Origin of the sequence: Bordetella petrii (assembly GCF_017356245.1) — a bacterium.
Classification (GTDB): domain Bacteria; phylum Pseudomonadota; class Gammaproteobacteria; order Burkholderiales; family Burkholderiaceae_B; genus Bordetella_A; species Bordetella_A petrii_D.
Genome location: NZ_JAFMZZ010000001.1, coordinates 3,639,457 through 3,656,226, shown reverse-complemented (window position 1 = coordinate 3,656,226; position 16,770 = coordinate 3,639,457). Strand labels below are relative to the sequence as shown.

18 protein-coding genes are annotated in these 16,770 nt (G+C 68.4%); 8 read left to right on the top strand and 10 right to left on the bottom strand.

Annotated elements, in window-relative coordinates; translation table 11 throughout:
- Window positions 1-9 precede the first annotated feature (9 nt).
- A complete protein-coding gene (locus tag J2P76_RS17535) occupies window positions 10-762 on the top strand; it encodes an SDR family oxidoreductase (RefSeq protein WP_207408950.1) in 753 nt (250 codons plus the stop codon).
- Window positions 763-771: 9 nt separating this feature from the next.
- On the opposite strand, the gene J2P76_RS17530 is transcribed toward J2P76_RS17535, so the two are convergent.
- The 7 genes from J2P76_RS17530 to rpe form a co-directional block, all read right to left on the bottom strand.
- Window positions 772-939 carry a hypothetical protein gene (locus J2P76_RS17530; RefSeq protein WP_207408949.1) on the bottom strand — a complete coding sequence of 56 codons (168 nt, stop codon included), beginning with the start codon at window positions 937-939 and terminating at the stop codon, window positions 772-774.
- A 56-nt stretch (window positions 940-995) separates the two neighbouring features.
- A complete protein-coding gene (gene trpC, locus J2P76_RS17525; RefSeq protein WP_207408948.1) occupies window positions 996-1,784 on the bottom strand; it encodes an indole-3-glycerol phosphate synthase TrpC in 789 nt (262 codons plus the stop codon).
- On the bottom strand, window positions 1,781-2,812 hold the full coding sequence (gene trpD / locus J2P76_RS17520; protein ID WP_207408947.1) for an anthranilate phosphoribosyltransferase: 1,032 nt from the start codon (window positions 2,810-2,812) through the stop codon (window positions 1,781-1,783). The genes trpC and trpD overlap by 4 nt, the downstream gene beginning before the upstream one ends.
- A gap of 15 nt (window positions 2,813-2,827) precedes the next feature.
- A complete protein-coding gene (locus tag J2P76_RS17515; protein WP_207408946.1) occupies window positions 2,828-3,394 on the bottom strand; it encodes an aminodeoxychorismate/anthranilate synthase component II in 567 nt (188 codons plus the stop codon).
- Window positions 3,395-3,458: 64 nt separating this feature from the next.
- On the bottom strand, window positions 3,459-4,979 hold the full coding sequence (trpE, locus tag J2P76_RS17510; RefSeq protein ID WP_207408945.1) for an anthranilate synthase component I: 1,521 nt from the start codon (window positions 4,977-4,979) through the stop codon (window positions 3,459-3,461).
- Window positions 4,980-5,190: 211 nt separating this feature from the next.
- Window positions 5,191-5,907, bottom strand: a complete 717-nt coding sequence (locus J2P76_RS17505) for a phosphoglycolate phosphatase (protein WP_207408944.1) — start codon at window positions 5,905-5,907, stop codon at window positions 5,191-5,193.
- 7 nt (window positions 5,908-5,914) lie between these two features.
- Window positions 5,915-6,646, bottom strand: coding sequence for a ribulose-phosphate 3-epimerase (gene rpe / locus J2P76_RS17500; protein WP_207408943.1), 732 nt, complete (start codon window positions 6,644-6,646; stop codon window positions 5,915-5,917).
- A 104-nt stretch (window positions 6,647-6,750) separates the two neighbouring features.
- Here rpe and apaG point away from each other — a divergent pair, with 104 nt between their 5' ends.
- Genes apaG through J2P76_RS17475 form a run of 5 tightly spaced genes read left to right on the top strand, consistent with a single transcriptional unit; the run spans window position 6,751 to window position 11,429 of the window.
- On the top strand, window positions 6,751-7,125 hold the full coding sequence (apaG, locus tag J2P76_RS17495; RefSeq protein ID WP_207408942.1) for a Co2+/Mg2+ efflux protein ApaG: 375 nt from the start codon (window positions 6,751-6,753) through the stop codon (window positions 7,123-7,125).
- A gap of 34 nt (window positions 7,126-7,159) precedes the next feature.
- Window positions 7,160-8,452: a murein transglycosylase A gene (gene mltA, locus J2P76_RS17490; RefSeq protein WP_207408941.1), complete on the top strand. Its 1,293-nt coding sequence runs from the start codon at window positions 7,160-7,162 to the stop codon at window positions 8,450-8,452.
- Window positions 8,449-9,618 carry a UbiH/UbiF family hydroxylase gene (locus tag J2P76_RS17485; protein WP_207408940.1) on the top strand — a complete coding sequence of 390 codons (1,170 nt, stop codon included), beginning with the start codon at window positions 8,449-8,451 and terminating at the stop codon, window positions 9,616-9,618. The genes mltA and J2P76_RS17485 overlap by 4 nt, the downstream gene beginning before the upstream one ends.
- Before the next feature lie 19 nt (window positions 9,619-9,637).
- Complete coding sequence (locus J2P76_RS17480) at window positions 9,638-10,444, top strand: DsbC family protein (RefSeq protein ID WP_207408939.1); 807 nt, start codon at window positions 9,638-9,640, stop codon at window positions 10,442-10,444.
- A 28-nt stretch (window positions 10,445-10,472) separates the two neighbouring features.
- Window positions 10,473-11,429, top strand: coding sequence for an NAD(P)-dependent oxidoreductase (locus J2P76_RS17475; protein WP_207409246.1), 957 nt, complete (start codon window positions 10,473-10,475; stop codon window positions 11,427-11,429).
- 131 nt (window positions 11,430-11,560) lie between these two features.
- Here J2P76_RS17475 and ttcA read toward each other — a convergent pair whose 3' ends face one another.
- Complete coding sequence (gene ttcA, locus J2P76_RS17470) at window positions 11,561-12,535, bottom strand: tRNA 2-thiocytidine(32) synthetase TtcA (protein ID WP_207408938.1); 975 nt, start codon at window positions 12,533-12,535, stop codon at window positions 11,561-11,563.
- 8 nt (window positions 12,536-12,543) lie between these two features.
- The gene (gene folB, locus J2P76_RS17465) at window positions 12,544-12,912 is read right to left on the bottom strand and encodes a dihydroneopterin aldolase (protein WP_012247355.1); all 369 of its coding nucleotides are present in this window, start codon (window positions 12,910-12,912) and stop codon (window positions 12,544-12,546) included.
- A 113-nt stretch (window positions 12,913-13,025) separates the two neighbouring features.
- On the opposite strand from folB, the gene J2P76_RS17460 reads away from it, so the two are divergent.
- Entirely contained in the window at window positions 13,026-13,922 is an 897-nt protein-coding gene (locus tag J2P76_RS17460) for an NAD(P)/FAD-dependent oxidoreductase (protein WP_207408937.1), read from the top strand.
- 130 nt (window positions 13,923-14,052) lie between these two features.
- Here J2P76_RS17460 and J2P76_RS17455 read toward each other — a convergent pair whose 3' ends face one another.
- On the bottom strand, window positions 14,053-15,816 hold the full coding sequence (locus J2P76_RS17455) for a M61 family metallopeptidase (RefSeq protein WP_207408936.1): 1,764 nt from the start codon (window positions 15,814-15,816) through the stop codon (window positions 14,053-14,055).
- 46 nt (window positions 15,817-15,862) lie between these two features.
- Between J2P76_RS17455 and J2P76_RS17450 the strand changes: the two genes are divergently transcribed.
- The gene (locus J2P76_RS17450; RefSeq protein ID WP_207408935.1) at window positions 15,863-16,639 is read left to right on the top strand and encodes an enoyl-CoA hydratase; all 777 of its coding nucleotides are present in this window, start codon (window positions 15,863-15,865) and stop codon (window positions 16,637-16,639) included.
- Window positions 16,640-16,770 lie beyond the last annotated feature (131 nt).

Below are 16,770 nucleotides of genomic sequence, written 5' to 3'. Positions count from 1 at the left end.
AACCATGCCATGTCCTCGGATAAAGTCATGATCGTCACCGGCGCCAGCCGCGGCATAGGCGCGGCCGTGGCCCGGCTGGCCGCGCAGCGCGGCTATGCGGTCTGCGTCAACTATCGCCAGCGCCGCGATGCCGCCGACGAAGTCGTGCGCGCCATCCACGGCGAAGGCGGCCGGGCCATCGCCGTTGCCGCCGACGTGGCCGACGAGGCCCAGATCGTGCAGCTGTTCCAGACTGTCGATCGCGAGCTGGGCCGCGTCGATGCGCTGGTGAACAATGCCGGCGTGCTGGACACTCAGATGCGCGTCGAAGACATGGATGCCGCGCGGGTGTCGCGCATCCTGGCCACCAACGTGGTGGGCGCGCTGGTCTGCTGCCGCGAGGCGGTGCGCCGCATGGCGCCGCGCCATGGCGGACGCGGCGGCGCCATCGTCAACGTGTCGTCGATGGCGGCGCGGCTGGGGTCGCCGGGCGAATATGTGGATTACGCCGCCTCCAAGGGCGCGCTGGACACCCTGACCATCGGCCTGTCGAAAGAAGTGGCGGGCGACGGCATCCGCGTCAACGCGGTGCGGCCGGGCGCCATCTACACCGAGATGCATGCCAGCGGCGGCGAGCCGGGCCGCGTCGACCGGGTGGCCGGTTCCATTCCGATGCAGCGCGGCGGCACCGCCCAGGAGGTGGCCGCCGCCGTGATGTGGTTCGCCTCGGACGAAGCCAGCTACACCACCGGCTCGTTCATCGACGTGTCGGGCGGCAGGTAGGCGCCGCGCCTAGCGCCCGGTGTCGGGGTAGTTCGGCCCCGCGTCATGGAACCCGCCATTGCTGTACGGGTTGACCGCGCCCGGGTGCGGCGGGCCGGGCTGATGGTTGCCGTTGGCGCAGCCGGCCACCAGCAGCGCGGCGGCGATCAGCGACAGCAGGGACAGTAGCGGTTTCATGGCGGCTCTCCTGTCAGTGTTTTACCGCGCAGCGCTTCGGCGGCGGGACCATCATTTCAGCCCATCAGGCGGGCCAGTTCGACCCCCGGGTCTTCGGCGCGCATGAAGGCTTCGCCCACCAGGAAGGCATCGACCTGGTGGCCGCGCATGAGCTTGACGTCGTCGGACGACAGAATGCCGCTTTCGGTGACGACGCGCTTGCCGGCCGGAATCTGCGGCAGCAGGTCCAGCGTGTTCTGCAGGCTGGTCTCGAAGGTGCGCAGGTTGCGGTTGTTGATGCCCAGCAGGGGCGTCTTCAGGCTGAGAGCCACGTCCAGTTCCTTGGCGTCGTGCACCTCGACCAGCACGTCCATGCCCAGCTCCATGGCCAGGGTTTCCAGTTCGCGCAGCTGGGCCGGCGCCAGGGCTGCCACGATCAGCAGCACGCAGTCGGCCCCCATGGCCCGCGCCGAAATCACCTGGTAGGGATCGATGACGAAGTCCTTGCGCAGCACCGGCAGCGGGCAGGCCGCGCGGGCGCGCCGCAGGTTGTCGTGCGAGCCCTGGAAGAACTGCACGTCGGTCAGCACCGACAGGCAGGCCGCGCCATGCACCGCGTAGGTGGCGGCGATGGCGGCGGGGTCGAAGTTTTCGCGCAGCACGCCCTTCGAGGGCGAAGCTTTCTTGATTTCGGCGATGACGCCGGCCTTGCCCTGGGCGATCCTGTCTTCGATGGCCTGGGCGAAGCCGCGCACGTCCTGCCGGGCCTGCGCCTCGCGCAGCAGCTCGGCTTCGCTGCGCATCTGGCGGGCAGTAGCGACTTCCTCGGCCTTGACGGCGAGGATCTTCGCAAGAATATCGTTCATTTCTGGAATTTCCGGGTATATGCGCAGAACTCTTCCAGCTTGGCGCGGGCCGAGCCGTTAGAAATCGTTTCAAAGGCCAGCGACAGGGCCTGGCCGATGGTGTCGGCCTTGTTGCCAGCATAGATGGCCAGCCCCGCGTTCAGGGCGACGATGTCGCGGGCGACGCCTTCGACATTGTCCAGCGCCTGGATGACAAGTTCACGCGATTCCTCGCGGTTGGCCACCTTGATGCCTCGATTAGACACCATCGAGAGGCCGTAGTCTTCAGGGTGGATCTCGTATTCGCGGATTTCGCCGTCCTTCAGTTCGCCCACCAGGGTGGCGCTGCCCAGCGAAGCCTCGTCCATGCCGTCTTTGCCGTGCACGATCAGCACGTGGCGCGAGCCCAGTCGCTGCAGCACGCGCACCTGGATGCCGACCAGGTCGGGGTGGAACACGCCCATCAGCTGGTTGGCGGCATTGGCCGGATTGGTCAGCGGCCCCAGGATGTTGAAAATCGTGCGCACGCCCAGTTCCTTGCGCACCGGCGCGACGTTTTTCATGGCGCTGTGGTGGGCCGGGGCGAACATGAAACCGATGCCGGTGGCCTGGATGCATTCGGCCACCTGTTCGGGGCTGAGCACCAGGTTGGCGCCCAGGGCTTCCAGCACGTCGGCGCTGCCCGACGACGACGACGCGCTGCGCCCGCCGTGCTTGGCGATCGGCACGCCGGCGGCGGCCGCCACGAACATGGCGGTGGTCGATATGTTGAACGTGTGGCTGCCGTCGCCGCCGGTGCCGCACATGTCCAGCAGGTCTTGCGGATTGGGCGTGACGACCGGGGTGGCGAACTCGCGCATGACCTGCGCCGCCGCGGTGATCTCGCCAACGGTTTCCTTCTTGACGCGCAGCCCCATCAGCAGCGCGCTGGCAATCTGCGGCGACATTTCGCCGCGCATCAGCATGCGCATCAGGTGCAGCATTTCGTCGTGGAAAATCTCGCGGTGCTCAATGCAGCGCGTCAGGGCTTCGGCGGGCGCGATGGTCATGGTGTTGTCCCCTTTTTATCGGATATTCAGGAAATTGCGCAGCAGGTCATGCCCGTGTTCGCTCAGCATGGACTCGGGATGGAACTGTACTCCGTACAGGGGCAGCGTCTTGTGGCGCACGCCCATGATGTCGCCGTCGGGCGCCGTGGCGGTCACTTCCAGGCAGTCGGGCAGCGTGTCGGGCGCGATGGTCAGCGAGTTGTAGCGGATCGCCGTGTAGGGCGAGGGCAGGCCGGCGAAGACGTCGGTGCCCTGGTGCGTGATCCGCACCGTCTTGCCGTGCATGATCTGCTGCGCGCGCACGATATCGCCGCCATAGGCCGCGCCGATGGCCTGGTGGCCCAGGCACACGCCCAGGATCGGCACCTGGCCGGCAAAGCGCTGGATCAGCGCCACCGACACGCCGGCCTCGGCCGGCGAGCACGGGCCGGGCGACACGCAGATGCGGTCGGGCTTCAGGGCGGCGATTTCATCCAGCGTTATCTGGTCGTTGCGGGCCACCCGCACGTCTTCGCCCAATTCGCCGAAGTACTGCACCAGGTTGTAGGTAAAAGAATCGTAGTTATCTAGCATCAAGAGCATGGGGCACCTGCGTAAATGGGTTGCGCGGTCGCTGGGTTCGGGGTGGCGGTACGGGACGGCGGGTTCAGATGGGCTCGTCCAGGCCGTGCTGCACCTGTTCGGCCGCGCGCAGCACGGCGCGCGCCTTGGCCTCGGTCTCGGCCCATTCGAGCTCGGGGTTCGAGTCGGCCACGATGCCGGCGGCGGCCTGCACATACAGCATGCCGTTCTTGATGACGCCGGTGCGGATGGCGATGGCCACGTCCATTTCGCCGCCGTAGCTCAGGTAGCCGGCCGCGCCGCCGTAGATGCCGCGGCGCACGGGTTCGAGCTCGTCGATGATTTCCATGGCCCGCACCTTGGGGGCGCCGGTCAGCGTGCCGGCCGGGAACGCCGCGCGCAGCACGTCCATGCTGCTCATGCCGGGATTCAGGTTGCCGGCCACGTTCGACACCAGGTGCATGACATGGGAATAGCGCTCGATGGTCATGGTGTCGGTAACCTTCACCGAGCCCACCTCGGCCACCCGGCCCACGTCGTTGCGCGCCAGGTCGATCAGCATCACGTGCTCGGCGATTTCCTTGGGGTCGGCGCGCAGTTCTTCGGCCAGGGCCAGGTCCTGCTCGGGCGTCGAGCCGCGCTTGCGCGTGCCGGCCAGGGGGCGGATGGTGACCTGCGACTTGGCCGCGCCGTTGTCGTTGACCTGTTCCTGGCGCACCAGGATCTCGGGCGACGAGCCCACCACCTGGAAGTCGCCGAAATTCCAGAAGTACATGTAGGGCGACGGGTTCAGCGAGCGCAGCGCGCGGTACAGCGACAGCGGGGCGTCGCGGAACGGCTTGGAAATCACCTGGCCCACCTGCACCTGCATCAGGTCGCCGGCGGCGATGTATTCCTTGGCCCGGCGCACGGCGGCCAGGTAGTCTTCTTTCTTGAAGTCACGCTGCTCGTCGGTCTGCATGCTGGCGTGGCTGTACGGAATGTCCACCGGGCGGCGCAGGCGGCCGCGCAGCTCCAGCAGGCGGCGCTGGGCGCGGCTGTACGCTTCGGGCTGGGTGGGGTCGGCATACACCATCAGGTAGGTGCGGCCGGCCAGGTTGTCGACGATGACCAGTTCATCGACGTGCATCAGCATGATGTCGGGCGTGCCGCCGTCCATGCCCGCCGGAAAGGGCTTGACCGCCGGCCCCAGGCGCGGTTCGATGTGCCGCACGGTGTCGTAGCCGAAGTAGCCGGCCAGGCCGCCGCAGAAGCGCGGCATGCCGGGCCGCAGGGCCACCTTGAAACGGGCCTGGTACTGCTCGATGAATGCCAGGGGGTCGCCGGCGTGCGTTTCGACAACCTGCCCATCGCGCAGCACTTCGGTGGTGGTGCCGCTGGCGCGGATCACCACGCGGGCCGGCAGGCCGATGAACGAATAGCGGCCGAAGCGTTCGCCGCCCACCACCGACTCCATCAGGCAGCTCATGCGGCCGCCCTGCGGGCCGCTGTGGGCCAGCTTCAGGTAGATGGCCAGCGGCGTGTCCAGGTCGGCGTAGGTCTCGGCTACCAGCGGAATGCGGTTGTACCCCTGGGCGGCCAGTGCGTTGAATTCGATTTCGGTCATGTGGGTCTCGTGGGTTTTTTGGGTCTACGGACCAGGCACACAACAAAAAAGCCCGGTCCAGTTGCGGTTCCGGGCTTTGGCGCTGTTTTTCATACAGCTTCGGCACTAGGCGGCAGATGCGTCCAGGGCCGGGAAGGGAATCATCGCCACCCGGAAGACAAACGCCACCAACGCCACGAGGCGTTGCGCATTTGGTTCAAGGGGCGAGCGTTCATTTGACGGGTTTGTGCAATGAAGAAAATTGCCGGTCGGCGTTCCAGAGGGCAATCCACCGGGCCGCTTCGGCAATGTTGCCAACTATACCATCGACATCCAGTCCGTGCACGTCCTGGCCTTCGTTGTAACCGTACGGGACGGCCAGCACATGCACGCCCGCGGCGCGGCCCGCCTGGGCGTCGTTGATGGAGTCGCCGATGGCCACCGCCTGGGCCGGAGACACGCCCAGGCGCTCGCACACGTACAGCATCTGGTCGGGGTCGGGCTTGCGGCGCGCGCAGGTGTCGCCGCACACCACTTCCTGGAAAAAGCCGGCCAGGCCGGTGCGCTGCAGCAGGGGCAGGGTGAATTCCGTGGGCTTGTTGGTAACCACGGCCAGCTTCAGGCCCTGGTCGCGCATGGCTTTCAGCCCGTCGATCACGCCGTCGAACACAGTGGCCTTGTCGCCGTTGACCAGGTGGTAGTGCCGGTAGAACGATTCGCGCCCCCGGGCGAACAGGGCCGGATCGGGGTCGGCGTCGTGCAGCGAGCCGGCCAGGGCGCGGCGCACCAGGTTGTCGACCCCCTTGCCTACGAACGTGGCCACCACTTCTTCGCGCAGGGCCGTCATGCCGAGTTCGATGCGCATGGCGTTGGCCGCGTGGGCCAGGTCGGGAATGGAGTCGAGCAGGGTTCCGTCCAGGTCGAGCAGCACGGCGTGGAAAGCGGTCATGGGGGCCTCAGGCGGACAGGGTTCCGGCCTTGGCGATCTCGCCGCGCAAGGACTGGATGACCGCCGCGTAGTCGGGCTGGCCGAAAATGGCCGAGCCGGCCACGAACGTGTCGGCGCCCGCCGCACGGATCTGCGCGATATTGTCGACTTTGACGCCGCCGTCGACCTCGAGCAGGATGGGCTGGCCGCCCGCCTGCATCCAGCGGTCGATGCGCGCGCGGGCGTCGCGCAGCTTGTGCAGCGTGGCCGGAATGAAGCTCTGGCCGCCGAAGCCCGGGTTCACCGACATCAGCAGCACCACGTCCAGCAGGTCCATGACGTGATCCATGGCGTCGAGCGGGCTGGCCGGGTTGAATGCCAGCCCGGCCTTGCAGCCGTGGTCGCGGATCAGCGACAGGGTGCGATGCACGTGGCGCGAGGCCTCGGGGTGGAAGGTAATGATGTTGGCGCCCGCCTTGGCGAATTGCGGCACCAGTTCGTCCACCGGCTCGACCATCAGGTGCACGTCGATGGGCACCTGCACGTGCGGCCGGATCGCGGCGCATACCATCGGCCCGATGGTCAGATTGGGCACGTAATGGTTGTCCATGACGTCGAAATGGATCCAGTCGGCGCCGGCGGCGACGACGTTGCGCACCTCTTCGCCCAGGCGGGCGAAGTCCGCGGACAGGATGCTGGGGGCGATGCGGGTGGCGGCCGGGGCTGCAGTGGGCATGATGATCGGGGTTTCCGCGGGCATAATGTGCCATTATTGTAGTTTGCCGCACCTGAATGCCGCCTGGCCCGGCCCCGCCGGCCGCGCGGCACGCCGCTCAACCGCCCAGTGCCCACCGGGAAAGGCCCTTGAAACCGTACGACCTGACCGTCACCGTCGCTCCGCGCTTCGTGCCCGAGCAGTCCGATCCCGCCGAACAGCAGTATGTGTTCGCCTATACCGTGCGCATCACCAATACGGGCGAGCATCCCGCGCAGGTCATCAGCCGCCACTGGATCATCACCGACGGCAACCAGCGCGTCCAGGAAGTGCGCGGCCTGGGCGTGGTGGGCCAGCAGCCGCTGCTGGCGCCCGGCGAAACCTTCGAATACACCAGCGGCTGTCCGCTGAACACGCCTGTGGGCACCATGCGCGGCACTTACCATTGCGTGGGCGAGAACGGCATCCCGTTCGAGGTGCCCATTACCGAATTCCTGCTGGCCATGCCGCGCACCCTGCACTGATGCCCGGCATGCCGCTTTTTCCCTGTCACGGTTTATGAAGCGTTTCCTTAGCCTGTTGTGCCTGCCGCCGCTGCTGGCGGCATGCAGCCTGTCCGAAGTCCCGCCCGAGTCCGGGCAGCCGGGCCAGCCCGGCGCCGCCGCGCCCTCCGTCACGGGGCCGCTGGTGGTGCCGCCGCTGTCGGCCCTGCGCGACACCCCCGCGCGCACGCTGGGCGGCCGCTTCCAGCGGGCCAATTGGGCCGACCTGCCGGGCTGGTCGGGCGACGACCTGTCGCAGTTCTGGCCGCTGTTCATCCGCAATTGCAAGGGCCTGATGCGGCCCACCAGCGGCAACCTGGCGGCGCCGGCGCGCGCCACGCCGCGCGCCTGGCAGCCGGTCTGCGCGGCGGCGGCCGACCCCGCCCGCGCGCCCGCCGACGCCGCCGCCGTGCGCCAGTTCCTGCAAACATACCTGCAGCCGTGGCGCCTGAACGGCGCCGACAACCGTCCGGCCGCCAATACGGTCACCGGCTATTACGAACCGCTGGTGCGCGGCTCGCGCCGGCAGGGCGGGGCCTACCAATGGCCGCTGTATGCCGTGCCCGACGACCTGCTCACCATCGACCTGGGGGCGGTGTATCCCGAACTGGCGGGCAAGCGGGTGCGCGGCAAGCTGGTGGGCAAGCGCGTAGTGCCGTACGACACCCGCGCCGCCATCGAATCCTCGGGCCAGCGGCCGCCGGCCATCGTCTGGATCGACAACCCGGTCGACAACTTCTTCCTGCAGGTGCAGGGCTCGGGCCGCGTGCTCTTGACCGACGGCCCCGACGCCGGCACCACCATCCGGTTGGCCTACGCCGACCACAACGGCCAGCCGTATGCATCGATCGGCCGCTGGCTGATCGCGCAGGGCGAGCTGCGCGCCGACCAGGCCTCGATGCAGAACATCCGCGCCTGGGCGCAGCGCAACCCGGGCCGGGTGCCCGAAATGCTCAACGCCAATCCGGCCGTGGTGTTCTTCCGCGAAGAGGCCGTGGTCGATCCCGAACTGGGGCCCAAGGGCGCCTACGGCATTCCGCTGGCGCCGCGCCGCGCCATTGCCGTGGATACCGGTTTCGTGCCGCTGGGCACGCCCGTGTACCTGGCCACCACCTGGCCGGCATCCGACCGGCCGCTGCAGCGCCTGGTGTTCGCCCAGGACACGGGCACGGCCATCCGCGGCGCGGCGCGTGCCGACTTCTACTGGGGCTATGGCGAAGAGGCCGGCGCCCTGGCCGGCCGCATGAAGCAGCGCGGCCAGATGTGGGTGCTGTGGCCCAAGCAGGCCGGGGAGCCCAGCGCGCGATGACTCACCAGATCGTCGTCTGCGGAGCCGGCATCGTCGGCCTGGCCAGCGCGCTGGCCCTGGCGCGGCGCGGGCAGCGGGTGGCCCTGCTGGCGCCCGCCGCCACCGTGCCCGCCGCCGATCCCGACGCCTACCACCCGAGGGTCTACGCCATTTCGCCGGCCAGCCAGCGCTTTCTGGCCGAGCTGGGTGTCTGGGATGCCATGCCCGCGGCGCGCATCATGCCCGTGCAGGCCATGGAAATCCACGGCGACGCCGATGGCCGGGTCGACCTGACCGCCTGGCAGGCCGCCCAGCCGCAGCTGGCCTGGATCGTCGAGTCCGGCGAAATCGAACGCGTGCTGATGCAGGCCGTGCGCATGTTCGGCATTCCCTGGCTGCCCGAACGCTGCGTGGGCTATCGCGATGGCGCGGTGGAAACCAGCTCGGGCGAATGGTTGCGGGCCGAACTGTTCGTCGGCGCCGATGGCGCGGCCTCGCCGCTGCGCACGGCCGCCGGCATCCCGCATACCTCGGTGCCCTACCAGGACACCGGCCTGGTGGCGCACCTGGACGCCGAGCTCGCGCATCATGGCACCGCCTTCCAGTGGTTCCGCGACGACGGCGTGCTGGCCCTGCTGCCCCTGCCCGATACTTCGGCCGGGCCGCAGGTGTCGATGGTCTGGTCCATGCGCAACGCGCAGGCCCAGTCCTTGCAGGCCCTGGCCCCCGAGGCCCAGGCGGCGCAGCTCGAGCAGCTGCTGGCGCATGCCGCCCAGGGGCGCCTGGGCCGGTTGCGCATGCGCAGCAAGCTGCACGGCTTTCCGCTTACCCTCGACCAGGCCCGCATGACGGCCCCCGGCATCGCGCTGGCGGGCGATGCGGCGCATCGCGTGCACCCGCTGGCCGGGCAGGGGCTCAATCTGGGCCTGGGCGATGTCGAAGCCCTGGCCCGCGCGGTGGCCGGCCGCGAACCCTACCGCACGGCCGGCGATGCCCGCGTGCTGCGCCGCTATCAACGGGCCCGCGCCGAATCGGTATTCGCCATGCGCCTGGCCACCGATGGCCTGTATCGTCTGTTCGGCACACGTGCCGCGCCGCTGGCCTGGCTGCGCAATGCCGGCATGCAATGGGTCGACGCTTCCCCTTTCCTGAAACGCCACTTGATCGACGGGGCCTCGCGCAACTAGCCCGCCCCAAGGAGCACTGATGAATTTCCGCTTTTCCGCCCTGTTGGCCCGCGCGCTGTGCGTGGCGGGGCTTGCCCTGGCATGGGGCGCCTGGGCCCAGCAGGCGCCCGCCAGGCAAGACCAGGTCTATTCCACGGTGCCAGGCTCGAAGGCGCCGGCCGGCAAGTCGTATTCCACCGAATCGGTGTCCGATCCGGCTGCCCAGGCCGTCAAGGAACGCTTCGCGCAGCGCTTCACCGAACTCAGCGTGACCGCCGTGCGCCGCACGCCCTATGGCATTTTCGAAGTCCAGCTGGGCGGCGACCTGGTCTATACCGATGAAAAGGTCACCTGGGTCATGGAGGGCCCGCTCATCGACGCCATGACGCGCCGCGACGTCACCCGCGAACGCCAGGAAAAACTCGGCTCGGTCTCCTTCGACCAGCTGCCGCTCGACCTGGCCGTCAAGCAGGTGCGCGGCGATGGCTCGCGCAAGATGGCCATCTTCGAAGACCCCAACTGCGGCTACTGCAAGCAATTGCACAAGACGCTGCAGAACGAGAGCAATCTCACCATCTACACCTTCCTGTATCCCATCCTGGCGCCCGATTCGAAAACCAAGTCGCGCGATGTCTGGTGCGCCAAAGATCCCGCCCAGGCCTGGGAAGACTGGATGCAGCGCGGCAAGGCGCCGGCCACCGCCGAGTGCGACGCGCCCATCCAGCAGGTGCTGGCGCTGGGCCAGAAGCTGATGGTGCGCGGCACCCCCGCGATCTTCTTCCAGGACGGCACCCGCCTGAATGGCGCCGCCCCGCTCGAAATGATCCAGGCCCGCCTGGGCCAATGACCGGAGCCTCTTCATGAACACCGATGTCATCAAGGTTGCCCTGCTCGACGACTACCACGGCGTGGCCGAGCGCTACGCCGACTGGGCCGCGCTGGGCCCGCGGGTCCAGGTGCAGTCGTTTCGCGATTACCTGCCCGAAGGCGAGCGCGCCGGCGCCCTGCAACCGTTTGATGTCATCGTGGCCATGCGCGAGCGCACGCCGTTTCCGGCGCAGCTGGTCGAGGCCTTGCCCAGGCTGCGCCTGCTGGTCACCACCGGCCTGCGCAACCTGGCCATCGACATGGACGCCTGCACGCGCCAGGGCATCGTGGTGTGCGGAGCGCCGGGCAGCGCCGATGCCAACACCGCCACGGCCGAACTGGCCTGGGCGCACATCCTGGCGTTGTTCAAGAACCTGGTCACCGAAGACGCCAACATGCGCCGCGGGCTGTGGCAAACCGGCATGCCGCAGCCGCTGGCCGGCAAGTGCCTGGGCGTGCTGGGGTTGGGCAAGCTGGGCACGGCGGTGGCCCAGGTGGGCAAGGCCTTCGGCATGCAGGTGCAGGCCTGGAGCCCCAACCTGACGGCCGAGCGGGCCGAGGCCGCGGGCGTGGAATTCGTGCCCAAGCACGAACTGTTCGCCAATGCCGATGTCATCAGCGTGCACCTGATCCTCAGCGACCGTACGCGCAATGTGGTGGACGCCGCCGCGCTGGCCGCCATGAAGCCCACGGCCTTCCTGGTGAACACCTCGCGCGCCGGGCTGGTGGACCAGCCCGCGCTGCTGGACGCCCTGCGCAAGGGGCGCATCGCCGGCGCCGGCCTGGATGTCTACGCCGAAGAGCCGCTGCCGCCCACCGACACGCTGCGGGCGCTCGACAACGTGGTGCTGACGCCGCACCTGGGCTATGTCAGCCCCGAGAACTTCACCGCGTTCTACCGCAGCGCGCTCGAGGCCGTAAAAGCCTGGATGGCAGGCCAGCCAGTGCGCGTGCTGAACGCGTAGGCGGTATTGCCAGGTGTCTGACCCCGAAGGTGTCAGACACCGAAGTGTGCAACGACTGTTTCAACAGCACGGTGTCTGACACCTTCGGAGTCAGGCACCTGGCCCCGGCCAGGCAGCTGGCGGCCGCGGGCCTACAGTCTGGCAAACACCACTTTCTGTTCCGTCATGGCCGAGTCGCCGCCGGCAGGGCCGTCGGCACAGGCGCCGCCCGCTTCGGCTTGCGGATCTTCCGGATCGACCGGATCGAACGCCGTGTCGCCGTTGGCGTCCGGCACGCCCGACGGCTTCAGCCCCGCGAAGTCGAACAGGTCGCGGTCCATCAGGTGCGATGGCACGACGCGCGACAGGGCATTGAATACGTTCCAGGAACGGCCCGGGTGCTGGCGGTCCCAGTCGCGGATCATGCGCGCCACTTCCTGGCGCTTCAGGTTTTCCTGCGAGCCGCACAGATTGCACGGAATGATCGGAAACTGCTTGAACCGGGCATACGCCACCAGGTCGTGTTCGGGCACGTAGGCCAGCGGCCGGATCACGGTGTGGCGGCCGTCGTCCGAGACCAGCTTGGGCGGCATGGCCTTGGCCTTGCCGCCGTAGAACAGGTTCAGGAAGAACGTGGCCAGGATGTCGTCGCGGTGGTGGCCCAGGGCGATCTTGGTGGCGCCCAGTTCGCCCGCCACGCGGTACAGAATGCCGCGCCGCAGCCGCGAGCACAGCGAGCACATGGTCTTGCCTTCGGGTATCACGCGGGTCACGATCGAATACGTGTCCTGCGTCTCGATATGGAAAGGCACGCCCAGCGACGTCAGGTAGGCGGGCAGCACATCGGGCGGAAAGCCGGGCTGCTTCTGGTCCAGGTTGACCGCCACGATGTCGAACGAGAACGGCGCGCGCTTGCGCAGGCTGAGCAGGATGTCCAGCAGCGCGTAGGAATCCTTGCCGCCCGACAGGCACACCATGACCCGGTCGCCCGCTTCGATCATGTTGTAGTCGGCGATGGCGCGGGTGGTTTCGCGCGCCAGCCGCTTGGACAGCTTGTTGCCTTCGTGGCGGATTTTTTCTTCGGCCGGCGTGCGCGCGGCGATGGGGGTGTCGATAAGGTCTTGCATGGTCAGAGTCAGCCGGCCTGGCGATTGAGCTGGATTTCCACGCCCACTGCGGCGCAGTCCGAGAACGCCATGGGCTTGCTGATGCGCAGCCGCAGCGCGCGTACCTCGTCGAAATCGCGCAGCAGGCGGGCCGCGACCCGTTCGGTCAGCGTTTCGATCAGGTTCACGTGCGCCTGGGTGCATTCTTCGACAATGGCCTCGCGCAGCCGCCGGTAGTCGAGCACGCTGTGGATGTCGTGGTCATCGACGCTGCGGGTGATGTCCACGTCGAACTCGGCATCGATGTGCAGCGGCTGGGTGGCCCTGCGCTCGTGTTCGAGAATGCCGATGCGGGCATCCAGCGCCAGTCCGGAAAGGATGATGCGGCGTGTAGGCATGATGAATACCTGGAAGAGAGAACCGGAATTGTAAGGCGGGTGGGGCCCCTGGCTACAATCCGCCTGATGCGCCCGCGCGGCGCACGGCATTGCCACACGGAATACGACAGACTATGCAGCAATACGACGCAGTGATCGTGGGCGGCGGCCCGGCCGGGGCCTCGTGCGCCATCTGGCTGGCCCGGCTGGGCCTGGCGCCGCTGCTGGTCGAGGCCGGGCCGCGCCTGGGCGGGCTGGGCAACGACAATCCGTTCGCCGACGATTGGATCGCCGTGCTGCCCGGCGTTACCGGCCAGCAGGTGGCCGCCAATATCGCCAGCAGCGTGCGGGCCGCCGGTGTACCGGCGCGCCTGGGCACGGCCGCGCGGCAGGCGCGGCGCGCCGAGGGCGGTTTCGAAGTCGATCTGGACGCCGGCGGGGCCGGCGCCACTGTCCGGGGGCGGGCCCTGGTAATCGCCTCGGGCGTGCGCGCGCGCGGCCTGCCGGACCACCCCGCCGACGCCGCCTGGCCCGGCGTGTTCGTGGGGCCGGGCTCGTCCATCATGGCGCACGACTACACCGGCCTGTCGGTGGCCGTGCTGGGCGGCGGCGACAACGCCTATGAAAACTTCGTCTATGTGCGCAACCGGGGCGCGCGCAGCGTGCATCTGTACGCCCGCAGCGTGCGCGCCCAGCAGCAATGGGTGTCGCGGGCCGGCCGCGACGGCGTGCGGGTCGGCCCCTACCGGGTCGATCCCGCGGCGCGCACGGTGGATGGGCAGGCCTATGACGTGATTCTGGTGTTCTACGGCTGGGAGCCGCAGGCCGCGTTTGCCGACGGCCTGGGCCTGCAGCGCGACCCGCGCGGGTATATACGCACCGATGCCGCCACGGCCGAGGCCAGCGTGTCCGGCGTCTACGGCATCGGCGAGGTCGCCCACCGCATGCACCCCTGCGTGGTGACTTCGCTGGCCGATGGCGTGGTGGCCGCCAAGGCCATCCAGCGCCACTGGGAGCGCGGCGCCGGCTGAAGATGGCGAACCATCCCGGGCTGTTGCCAGGTGTCCGACTCCCGCAGGGTATCGGACACCGTAGGGACTGAGACGGCCGCGGCGTACTGCGGTGTCAGGCACCTGGCGGAGCCTGACACCTGGGCGGCCGCTACTTTACCGACAGCACGCAGTCCAGCGCCGCCGGCGCGGCCAGCCGCACAGTGAAGGCGCGCAGTTCGTCGCGGCGGAACACGTGCACCGTCACGCGGTCGCCGGCGCGGTATTGCGCCAGCAGCAGCTCCAGCCCGGCCGGCGCATCCACGCGCAGCCCGTCGACCGCCACCAGCACATCGCCGGCCGACAGGCCGCCTTTGTGGGCCGCGCCGCCCTCGAGCACCGTGGCCAGCGCCAGGGCATCGCCCTGTTTGCGCGTGCGCACATCCAGCGACGGGATGTTGACCGTGGGCTTCCAGTGCAGGCCGACGCCGTGCGGCGCCAGCAATTCGGCCAGCGGCACGTCGGCCGTGCCGTAGGCGTGGCGCGCCACGAAGCGCCGCACATCCACGCCGGTGGCTTCGCGGACCAGCGCGGGCAGGGCGTCTTCGGGCAGGCCCTGCGCCTTGCCGCGATAGAAATCGCGGCCGTAGCGCTGCCACAGCAGCCGCATGACATCGTCCAGCGAGCGCGCGCCGCCGGACTCGCGCCGGATGGTCAGGTCCAGCCCCAGCGCCACCAGCGCGCCCTTGGTGTAGTAGCTGACCAGCGCGTTGGGCGAGTTCTCGTCCTGCTTGTAGTAGCGGGTCCAGGCATCGAACGAGCTTTCGGCCACCGACTGCTTGCGGCGCCCCGGCGAACGCGCCACGCTGGTAATCGTTTTGGCCAGCAGGCGCAGGTAGTCGGTCAGGCCGATGGCGCCCGCGCGCAGCAGCATCAGGTCGTCGTAGTACGACGTGAAGCCCTCGAACACCCACAGCAGCCGCGTCAGGTCGGGCTGCTGCAGATGGTAGGGCGCGAAGGCGGCCGGCTTGATGCGCTTGACGTTCCAGGTATGGAAGTATTCATGGCTGACCAGCCCCAGAAAGCCGCGATAGCCCTCGCCCTGGCCTTGCTGGCCCAGCACCGGCAGGTCTTTGCGCGACGCCATCAGCGCGGTGCTGGCGCGGTGTTCCAGGCCACCGTGCCCGTCGCCCACCACCATGGTCATGAATACATAGCGGTCGCTGCTGTCCAGGAAGGGCGCACGCTTGCTGCGCGGCTCGAAGAAGGCGATCTGGGCTTCGCAGATGCGGCGCGCGTCGGCGGCGATGCGGCTCAGGTCGAGGCGGGGCGCCACGCCGGTGAAGACCAGTTCGTGCTCGGCGCCGTGCGCGGTAAAGCGGGCCACCTGGGGCGTGCCCATTTCCACGGGGTGGTCGATCAGCGCGTCGTAGTCGGGGGCCCGGTACAGGCCGAAGCCGTGCCGGCGGGCCGCGCCGGCGTGGCCGCGCGCCTCGGGCAGGCTGGTGTAGACCTTCCAGCCGGCAATGCCGCGCGGCGGGGCCAGGTCCAGCAGGCAGGGCGCGTTTTCGCGGCCCTCTACCCGCAGGAACACACTGGTGCCGTTGAAAAAGCCGTGAGCCTCGTCCAGGTGCGCACCGCGCACGGACAGGTCCCAGGCGTAGACGGTGTAGTCGATCTGCAGCGGGCCGGCGCAGGGCGCGGCTTGCCAGGTGTGGTTGTCGAGCTTGGTGACGGCGACCGGGCGGCCGGCCGACCGTGCCTGCAAGGTCTCGACCTGGCGCGAGAAATCGCGGATCAGGTAGCTGCCGGGAATCCAGGCCGGCAATGCCAGCCGCTGGCCGTCGGGGTCCGGCTGCGGCACGGTCAGGGTGATGCGGTAGCGATGGCCGGCGGGGTCGCTGGGCTCTAGGCGGTAAATTACGGGGGTGTCCATTGCGCTATCTTACTGACCTACATTTATTTTTCCAGGAGACATCCCCATGAGCGAATCGTTTGTGCTGGTCGAAACCCGTGGACGCGTCGGGCTGCTGACGCTGAACCGCCCCAAGGCGCTCAATGCGCTCAATGACCAGCTCATGAATGAGCTGGGCGCCGCGCTGCTGGCTTTCGAAGCCGACGACGGCATCGGCGCGGTGGTCATCACGGGCAGCGAGAAGGCGTTCGCCGCCGGCGCAGACATCGGCGCCATGAAAGATTGGTCTTATATGGACGTCTATGGCAGCGAATACATCACCCGCAACTGGGAAACCCTCAAGCGCATCCGCAAGCCCGTCATCGCGGCCGTGTCCGGCTACGCCCTGGGCGGCGGCTGCGAGCTCGCCATGATGTGCGACATCATCATCGCCGCCGACACCGCCCGGTTCGGCCAGCCGGAAATCAAGCTGGGCGTCATTCCCGGCGCCGGCGGCACGCAGCGCCTGCCCCGCGCGGTGGGCAAGGCCAAGGCCATGGACCTGGCCCTCACCGCCCGCATGATGGGCGCCGAAGAAGCCGAGCGGGCCGGGCTGGTATCGCGCGTGGTCCCGGCCGACAAGCTGATGGACGAAGCCCTCGAGGCCGCCACTGTCATTGCCTCGATGTCGCTGCCCTCGGTCATGATGGCCAAGGAATGCGTCAACCGCGCCTTCGAGTCGTCGCTGAACGAAGGGCTGCTGTTCGAGCGCCGCGTGTTCCATTCGCTGTTCGGCACCGAAGACCAGAAAGAAGGCATGGCCGCCTTCATGGAAAAGCGCCCGCCGGCTTTCCGGCACAAGTAACGCTTGTTACGCGGGCTCCCGGCGAACAAAAACGGATTGCGCGGGGAATATGGACGGTTGGTTTCGGGCTGTAACCTTTAAATCTCACCTTGTTGCAGCTTCCGCGCCTATCCTGAAGCAGCGTCATGCCG

Coding starts and splice junctions, on each gene's coding strand:
- J2P76_RS17535 (WP_207408950.1), top strand. CDS start 10: ATGTCCTCGGATAAAGTCATGATCGTCACCGGCGCCAGCCGCGGCATA.
- J2P76_RS17530 (WP_207408949.1), bottom strand. CDS start 939: ATGAAACCGCTACTGTCCCTGCTGTCGCTGATCGCCGCCGCGCTGCTG.
- trpC (WP_207408948.1), bottom strand. CDS start 1,784: ATGAACGATATTCTTGCGAAGATCCTCGCCGTCAAGGCCGAGGAAGTC.
- trpD (WP_207408947.1), bottom strand. CDS start 2,812: ATGACCATCGCGCCCGCCGAAGCCCTGACGCGCTGCATTGAGCACCGC.
- J2P76_RS17515 (WP_207408946.1), bottom strand. CDS start 3,394: ATGCTCTTGATGCTAGATAACTACGATTCTTTTACCTACAACCTGGTG.
- trpE (WP_207408945.1), bottom strand. CDS start 4,979: ATGACCGAAATCGAATTCAACGCACTGGCCGCCCAGGGGTACAACCGC.
- J2P76_RS17505 (WP_207408944.1), bottom strand. CDS start 5,907: ATGACCGCTTTCCACGCCGTGCTGCTCGACCTGGACGGAACCCTGCTC.
- rpe (WP_207408943.1), bottom strand. CDS start 6,646: ATGCCCGCGGAAACCCCGATCATCATGCCCACTGCAGCCCCGGCCGCC.
- mltA (WP_207408941.1), top strand. CDS start 7,160: ATGAAGCGTTTCCTTAGCCTGTTGTGCCTGCCGCCGCTGCTGGCGGCA.
- J2P76_RS17485 (WP_207408940.1), top strand. CDS start 8,449: ATGACTCACCAGATCGTCGTCTGCGGAGCCGGCATCGTCGGCCTGGCC.
- J2P76_RS17480 (WP_207408939.1), top strand. CDS start 9,638: ATGAATTTCCGCTTTTCCGCCCTGTTGGCCCGCGCGCTGTGCGTGGCG.
- ttcA (WP_207408938.1), bottom strand. CDS start 12,535: ATGCAAGACCTTATCGACACCCCCATCGCCGCGCGCACGCCGGCCGAA.
- folB (WP_012247355.1), bottom strand. CDS start 12,912: ATGCCTACACGCCGCATCATCCTTTCCGGACTGGCGCTGGATGCCCGC.
- J2P76_RS17460 (WP_207408937.1), top strand. CDS start 13,026: ATGCAGCAATACGACGCAGTGATCGTGGGCGGCGGCCCGGCCGGGGCC.
- J2P76_RS17455 (WP_207408936.1), bottom strand. CDS start 15,816: ATGGACACCCCCGTAATTTACCGCCTAGAGCCCAGCGACCCCGCCGGC.
- J2P76_RS17450 (WP_207408935.1), top strand. CDS start 15,863: ATGAGCGAATCGTTTGTGCTGGTCGAAACCCGTGGACGCGTCGGGCTG.